Source organism: Nitrosomonas communis, from assembly GCF_024102715.1.
GTDB lineage: Bacteria > Pseudomonadota > Gammaproteobacteria > Burkholderiales > Nitrosomonadaceae > Nitrosomonas > Nitrosomonas communis_B.
Map to the genome: position 1 here is coordinate 1 of NZ_JAGFJM010000047.1, position 8,438 is coordinate 8,438.

Annotated in this window: 3 protein-coding genes; 2 read left to right on the forward strand and 1 reads right to left on the reverse strand. The window is 49.2% G+C overall.

Annotated elements, in window-relative coordinates:
* Positions 1 to 2,859 (reverse strand): monovalent cation/H+ antiporter subunit A (locus J5I83_RS04675; protein WP_304053672.1); only part of this gene is annotated, 2,859 nt, incomplete at its 3' end.
* A 686-nt stretch (positions 2,860 to 3,545) separates the two neighbouring features.
* On the opposite strand from J5I83_RS04675, the gene J5I83_RS04680 reads away from it, so the two are divergent.
* Both J5I83_RS04680 and J5I83_RS04685 read left to right on the forward strand, forming a co-directional pair.
* Complete coding sequence (locus tag J5I83_RS04680) at positions 3,546 to 6,755, forward strand: TonB-dependent receptor (RefSeq protein WP_304053675.1); 3,210 nt, start codon at positions 3,546 to 3,548, stop codon at positions 6,753 to 6,755.
* 135 nt (positions 6,756 to 6,890) lie between these two features.
* Entirely contained in the window at positions 6,891 to 8,090 is a 1,200-nt protein-coding gene (locus J5I83_RS04685) for a patatin-like phospholipase family protein (RefSeq protein WP_304053677.1), read from the forward strand.
* The last annotated feature ends 348 nt before the right edge of the window (positions 8,091 to 8,438 follow it).

Here is an 8,438-nt window from a genome sequence, read left to right on the forward strand (position 1 = left end):
GTATTGGTGAGGAAGTGCAATAAGTAACAGGGCAGTGGCCCCGATTACGAGTGCAAATACGCCTAGATCGAAGAGCAGTGCGGTGGCGATGGGTACCTTGCCGACGAGCGGTATCTCCATATAGTGAAAATAAGAAGTGAGAAAGGGAAATCCGAATAGCCAGGACCCTATTCCAGTAAACATCGCTAGTATCAGACCAAAACCGATCCAAAGCATGGGCAAGATATACAGACGGTCTTCCATCCATCGTGTTCCGCCAGCGATATATAGTAGCAAGAAGCCAATTGCCATAGTGATCCCTGCCGCGAATCCTCCACCGGGCAAATCATGGCCTCGTAGGAAGAGGTAGGCGGCCAGAAGGATAATAAACGGAAACATCCACTGCATGATAACGGAAGGTACCCACAAGTAGTCACGTACTGTCTCGCCAATCTCACGGTTCGCGCTAGCATCGTCATAGGCATTCTGCATGCGTTGCTGCTCCGGTATTTCAATACTGTCAGGTGCTGGACGGAAACGTCGCAGTAATGCGAAGATTGTAAGCGCTACAATACCTAAAACGGTAATCTCGCCGAATGTATCGAAGCCTCGAAAATCAACCAAAATGACATTGACGACGTTAGTACCGCCTCCTTTGGGATAGGCTTGTTCCAGAAAGTAGCTGGCGATGGTATCGGACAACGGACTGGACATCATTATATAGGTGATCATCGCCATACCTCCCCCGCAAGCGACTGCGAGCAAGAAATCACGGTACCTGCGTATGCGCACTATCAGCGTATTATGATTGTCGATTTTTTCAATCCGCTTCGGCAACCAACGAAGACCGAGCAAGATGAGTACCGTCGTCACAATTTCAACGAGGAGTTGTGTGAGTGCAAGGTCAGGTGCTGAGAGCCAGACAAAAGTAATGCAAGTTACAAGACCCGCACCCCCCATCAGGATCAGTGCAGCTAGCCGGTGGTATTTCGCTTGATGCGCAGCGCCGAGCGCACAGGCGATACCAATGATCCAGATTGCAGCGAAGGCTGGATCGATTTCTGTGAGCGCTGGTAGGCTCAGATGGAAATCCGCGGAATAAAATGGCCAAAGCCCAGCAGCGAAAGCAAAGAAAATTACCAGCCGTAGTTGTGGTTGCAAGCGTTGCGTACCGAAATGCGATTCCATCCAGCGAGCCCAGCGCCAGGAGATAGTAACAAGAAGCTGCTCGAATATGCGTTTTCCTTTGAGGCTGCGTACTCCTGGAGGACCATCCACACCTCGCGCTAAATAATTTCGTAGCACCAGATAGAAAAGCACACCGCAGGCGAGGGCTACTACGCTCATGACCAGCGGAGTATTGATGCCGTGCCATATGGCAAGGTTGTATTCCGGTGTACGCTCGCCCAGCACCGATACCACAGCAGTATGTAGGTAGGGGCCAATAGTAAGGCCAGGGATGGTACCGACAATGAGGCAGACTAACACCAGAAACTCTATAGGTAGTCGCATCCAGCGCGGTGGTTCGTGTGGCTCACGTGGCAAATCCTCTGGCTTAGATCCAAAAAAAACTGTATGGATAAAGCGTACGGAATAAGTAACCGCAAATGCACTTGCGATCGTAGCAACATAAGGTGCAACACCATCCAATAGCGATGCTCTATGTTGTTCCAATGTTTGAGCAAAAAACATTTCTTTTGACAAAAAACCATTTAGAAGGGGTACGCCGGCCATGGCTGCACTTGCTACCATCGCGAGCGTGGCAGTAATCGGCATACAGCTAAGAAGGCCGCTGAGCTTGCGCATGTCGCGCGTGCCAGCTTCATGATCGATGATGCCAGCTGCCATAAATAGCGACGCCTTGAAGGTTGCATGATTCATCATGTGAAAAATTGCAGCAACTGCTGCTAGCGGACTACCAAAGCTGAGCAGTGTAGTGATCAAACCCAGGTGGCTAATGGTCGAATAAGCAAGTAAACCCTTTAGGTCTTGCTGAAAAATGGCGAAATACGCACCAAGCAGCAATGTACTCATGCCAGCAAAGCCGACGATAAAGAACCATTCGTCAGTGCCGGACATGATTGGCCAAAACCGCGCAAGTAGAAACACACCCGCTTTTACCATTGTTGCCGAATGCAGATAAGCCGATACAGGTGTCGGCGCGGACATTGCATTAGGGAGCCAAAAATGAAACGGAAATTGCGCACTCTTGGTCAGCGCTCCCATTAGAATGAGCAGAAGCGCAGGAACATAGAGGTGATGCTGACGTATCTTATCACCTGCTTCCAATACGTAGTCCAGTTCGTAGCTGCCAACTATATGTCCGATGATAATCATGCCAACAAGCAAGCAAAGTCCACCGATGCCAGTAATGATTAAAGCCATGCGTGCGCCATCGCGGGCAGCTGCATTGTGGTGCCAGTAGCCGATCAGGAGGAAAGAGAAAATACTGGTGAGCTCCCAGAAGATCGTTAGCAAAATAATGTTGCCTGAGATCACCATCCCTTGCATGGCACCCATGAATGCGAGCAAGAAAGAAAAAAAACGTGGTGCCGGATCCTTGGGTGACATGTAATAACGCGCATATAGCACCACAAGGAAGCCAATGCAGGTAATCAGTATCGAGAACATCCACGCAAAACCATCTGCTCTAAGCGTAAAGTTCAGACCAAGTTCAGGCAGCCACTCGATCGCGTAGCGCACTATCCCTCCATCTGCGACCCATGGGTAAAGGCAAACAACAATAATAAATGCTGCGATTGCCACTCCTCCCGATAACCATGCTTCTGCATTTCTCGCATTTGCCGGCAGCATTGCAGCCAACATGCTTCCCATGAAAGGGAGAAGTATTAGGTACAGAAGAAGATTTTCATTATGCATAAATCATAGAATCAGTTTGATTTGACAGGAGAAAAATAGATAGCATTATAACTAAATATGTAATTGGTTCTTAAGCTATCCTGAGAAATCAACTTAAGGATTTCTGACGCTAAAATATTCACTTGCTTCGCTAAGTGTACTGCCCGCTCCAGCAAAAGGCTTGCATGAAATCCCGCCGTGCCGCGCAGATTCTCCACTGCTGACACATTGAAGTTGGTATCAGTAATCGATCATTCACGTGGACTTGGCCAACTGTGCTAATTGAGCCGGGGCCATAGTGCTTCCGCTTTCGTTCCCGTATACATGAAATCACCGCCAGGGGGGCGCAACCTAGTGAATCGTTCCGGTAAACCCTTTGCTGTTCGCGGTGAATATGTCGAACTGCCAAGCAAATTGGCATTGGCCTTCGGCAGGCTCAGGCCGAACGACTTTTTTGTAAATGTTATGCCGGAACGGTCTCTAGTTCTTTCACAGCTTGCTTCATTAAATATGACATTTTTAAGGGAGTGTCATATTACTTTCATATTTCTTGGATAGTATCGGTGTCCATTTAAGTAGTAGCGCGCAGTAAGCCATCACATTTTCTTATGCCATAGATATTGCATCAGCATCCCGTATGCAGGTGCTGATTAAGAACCGGCAATGCTGATAAATACGTCTGCTGGAAATCAAAATACAGGTTGATAATGAAGCAATTTTGTAATGCTGTTATGTTCTTTATTGCTGTCTTGGCAATAAATGGTCCAGTTTGGGGAAATGCCGAGAATGCAAGATTTTCCATAAACTTATTCCAGGATGGAATGCCTGTCGCTGATGCGGAGATTTTGATCAGTAGCGATCGGCCTGTCAGAGCAGATGCGGGATTTATTGGGGGTGCGGAGGGTTCGTATACTTGGCGTGCGGAAGATGGCTCGCCCATCACAACCAATGCCAATGGCAGTATTGCAGGAAAACTGCCGCCCGGGCGCTACCAGATCAGTATCAGAACCCGGAAAAAGCAGCAGTTTGAGTTTGATTTGCCACTGCGGTCAGCAGAAGATGTGCAGATTCTGGTGACTTTCTATGCAGATGACAGAAAGCCGCTGCTTAATATAGAAAGTTCGGAAGCGGGCATTCTGGCCGGGACGGATACGCAGGTAGCGCCAGCCGAGTCAGCCGGCGTCGGGACAGTCTCTGCGCAGGTGCTGTCGGCAGAGACGCAAAAGCCGATTAAAGATGCACAGGTCTTTATTAGCGGTTTAAATCAACGGCTGCGGACTGACGAGCAGGGCCGAGTGCAAATCAATGTTCCTGCTGGCGCTTACAGCGTCTCGCTCTTGCACTCTGCCTACAATAGCCAGACGCGGGACAATGTTGAAATTGTTAAAGATCAGCTTACCGAATTGTCTTTCAATCTGACGCCTGCAGGGGTTGAATTGGCCGAGTTTGTCGTGCTGGAGCCACATTTGGCAGGAACGCTGACTGCTGTGATCGAGGAGCAAAAAACTTCCGCTGAAGTGGCCACCATTATGAGCGCTGAGCAATTCAGCCGCAGCGGCGATGCGGATGCTGCGGCTGCTTTGAGAAGAGCCTCGGGGTTAACTCTGGTAGGGGGGCAGTTTATTTTTATTCGCGGGTTGGGGGAGCGTTTTTCTTCCACGCTAGTGAATGGCGCATCGGTTCCCAGTCCTGATCCCACCCGCCGGGTCGTGCCGATGGATCTTTTTCCCACGAATATACTTGAAAGTGTATTGGTGCAAAAAACCTATTCGCCTGATCGTCCCGGTGAATTTGCCGGCGGCACCATTGAGCTGCGGACAAGAGGCATTCCAGACGAGTTTTTCTTTAATTTTAACGGGCAGATTGGTTTCGTCGATGGTTCAACTTTTGCCAAGGGGTTGACTTATAAGGGTGGCGATCTGGATTTTCTAAGCTTTGATGACGGTGCGCGCGATTTGCCTGGTTCGATCGAAAATGCCACAGCAGGAGGCGCCCGTATCGAACCGAAAACGATATTTAATCCGAATGGCCTGACCCCGGCTGAACTTGAAACCATTGGCGAAGATTTGTCTGATGTCTGGGATATCAAACGGAAAGATAATCCGCCAGATGGCAGAATGCAGGCATCCATGGGGGATGTTTTTAATTTTGGCGATTTCAGAGCGGGTTATATCGCCGCAGCCGGCTGGCGCCAGGAATATAGAAATCTGAAAGAGATTAACCGGGCGTTTATTGCAACGGGCAGAGAGGATAATGTCTTGACCAAAACCCAGGAATTTGATGTGAGAAGAACATTGCAGGAAGTGCAATTAAATGGCTATTTTGCGGCTGATCTTGAATACAAGGACAAGCACAGGCTGTTTTCAAAAACGATGTATCTGCGGCAATCCGTTGATGAGGGAAGAATTTCCCAGGGATTCAGTGACGCTGAGCTAACTGACATTCGCAGAACGAGACTCAGGTTTTTTTCTAATCAATTGCTCATGCAGCAATTCGGTGGCGCACATATGTTTGACTGGGCAAAGGATTTGAAAGTCGACTGGCTGTATACCAATGCCACGGCGGACAGGGAAGATCCCAAAACCAGGGATTATCGTTATGATGAAATTGCTCCCAACACCGGGGAATTTGCTTTTTCCAGAAGAGCTGACAGTAATCAGACTTTGTTCGGGGATTTGAAGGATAAAGATGAAAGCTGGCGCGTCGATGTCAAGCTGCCACTGGAACCCTCGCCTAATTACAAATTCTCTGCCGAAAGCGGTTTTATCACGCAGAATAGAACCAGGAACTCCGGCATTCAGCGTTTTACCTATATCCCTGCCGGTGCGGATGCAAGAAATCCGGCTATTCTGGCGCAACCTTCACTGGAGGATATCCTTCAGCCCAGGTTTATTGGCCCCAATGGTTTTCAGGTACGTGACACCACGCGTCCGACCGATAGTTTCGCCGCCAAAATGGATCTGTTCTCCTATTATGGGAAACTGGATGCAAACCTGTTTGAAACATTAAGAATCTCAGGTGGTTTGCGCTGGGAGGACATGAACCAGAATGTTGAAACATTCAAGTCGGTAGGGGAGCGGAGCGAATCCATTATTTCAAGACTCGACCGGGTCGATATGCTGCCTTCAGTCTCAGCGACCTGGCTGATTTCGGAGAAACAGCAGTTGCGCGCGGGGTTCAGTCAAACGATTTCCAGACCGGATTTCAGGGAGCTGTCACCTGCACCTTTTACCGACATGAATACCAATCAGGAAACCATAGGAAACCCTAATCTTAAACAAACCGATGTGACCAGCTACGATGCGCGCTGGGAATATTATCTGTCACCGAATGAAAATATCCTGGTTGGTTTTTTCTGGAAAGACTTGACCCTCCCGATTGAAGTGGTTGCCGTGCCTGGCAATGCAGGTTTATTGACTTTCCAGAATGCAGATTCGGCGCGTGTTTACGGGGTGGAATTCGAATTACTGAAAAATCTTGGATTTATTCATCCCCGCTTGGAAAATATTACCTTTGGCGGAAACTATACCTGGTCAGATTCAAGCGCCAAGCTCAATGAGCAAAATCTACAGGCCCAAACCACGTCAAACCGGCCGCTTCAGGGCCACTCGCAACATATTATTAATTTTCAGTTAGGCTATGACAACCGCCAATGGGGAACGCAGGCTACCCTGTTATACAATGTCGCGAGCGAGCGAATCGAATCGGTTGGCTTGCTGGGAGCACCCGATAAATATGAGCAGCCTTTCCAGCAACTTGATTTTGTGCTGAGTCAGAATATCAATAAATGGCTGGCCATGCGTGTAACCATGCGAAATCTATTGGACGATAAATTCGTCGTGAAACAGGGCGATGAAGTAACGCGTGAGTTTAGAAGAGGACGTGAGTTTTCGCTGGGGGTGCGCATTAATTTCTAGAGTATCCTCCATGCCCAGCATCTTCAATCGTGGCTAGGCTGCATAAAGAGAACCGTACTAGCCGTAAGTAGCTACTACGGCGGCAAGACTTAAACTATACTGCCAGGATGTATGATACGAAAATAAGGTATCGCTATGAAAAAAGTACATTCAATGGTTGCGCTTATTTCGCTACTTGCTGGCACAGTCTTAACGCTTCCTGGTTGTTCACTGCCCATGCGGCAGGCTGCTGTTCCCCAGGCTTGGTCTGAGCAAGCTGAAGTGGTTGGTTTACCCGGGGTGCGCTACGTGGTGCGCGCTGAAATGCCTGAGTTTGCCCGAGATGGGATTGAAAGCTTTTATCGGGAACGTGCTTATCTCGCGGCACAGGGCCAGGATGTCAGCCTGCTTCCTGCTAATTTTCTGGCGCTTTCGGGAGGGGGCGATAATGGTGCTTTTGGCGCTGGGCTGCTGTGTGGCTGGACAGAGGTCGGCAACCGGCCGGAGTTCAAGGGGGTCACCGGTATCAGTACAGGCGCGTTGATCGCGCCATTTGCCTTTTTAGGGTCAAAATATGATTTTGTCTTACAGAGCGTCTACACGCAAAGCACACCCAAGGACATTCTGGAAGAGCGCAATATACTGGCCGCATTATTCGATGATGCGCTAGCTGATAATACCCCCTTGCAGCGGCTGGTAAAAAAGTACATTACGGAAGATATGCTGAAGGAAATTGCCCAGGAGCACGCGCGCGGGCGTCTGCTGCTGATAGCTACTACCAACCTGGACGCCCGTCAGTCAGTCATATGGAACATGGGCAGGATCGCTGCCAGCGGCCACCCTGAAGCTTTGGCGCTCTTTCACAAGATTTTGCTTGCCTCAGCAGCCATACCCGGGGCTTTTCCTCCGGTGATGATCGATGTCGAAGCAGACGGTCAGCGCTATCAGGAAATGCACGTGGACGGCGGCGCCATGGCGCAAGCGTTTCTTTATCCGCCAGCGATTAAGGTGGCTGATATCAGCAAACAGCATGGCGTTGTCCGGGAACGGCGGCTTTATATCATCCGCAATGCCCGGCTGGATCCTGACTGGGCAGAAGTCGAGCGGCGCACCCTCTCTATTGCCAGCCGCGCCATTACCTCGCTGATCCATACCCAAGGCATCGGTGATTTATATAAAATCTATGCACAGACTCAGCGCGATGGTATTGATTTTAATCTCGCTTATATCCCGGAAAGTTTCAATGCACCGCATAAGGAAGAATTTGATACCGAATACATGCGACAATTGTTCCAGGTTGGCTATGATTTGGCTGTCAAGGGCTACCAGTGGGGAAAATTGCCGCCCGGGCTGTGAGCGAAAAATTTCATTTAACCCAACAAAATCGAACAACTAAAACCAGTTAATCACCGATGGCGACTGGTGCAATAAATCTTTCTCTAGAGACAAGCACTTTGTGCGCTAGCCACCCCAGATGAGCAGCCGGCAAGCATAAGACTCCTGCCCAACTTCCCCACGTTAGTCAAATAAACAATTAGAATGGCGAAAGGTAAAAGGCGAGTGGAGCAGAAGATGCAGATGAATTTTGGATCACTGGAACTGGCGCAGCGTTTGAAGCAAAACAACGTGCTGATGAAGATTGATGCGCTGATTGACTGGGGAGCGTTACGTCCGATGCTTACTGGTTTATACAAGCGCGAGCTA

Coding starts and splice junctions, on each gene's coding strand:
- J5I83_RS04680 (WP_304053675.1), top strand. CDS start 3,546: ATGAAGCAATTTTGTAATGCTGTTATGTTCTTTATTGCTGTCTTGGCA.
- J5I83_RS04685 (WP_304053677.1), top strand. CDS start 6,891: ATGAAAAAAGTACATTCAATGGTTGCGCTTATTTCGCTACTTGCTGGC.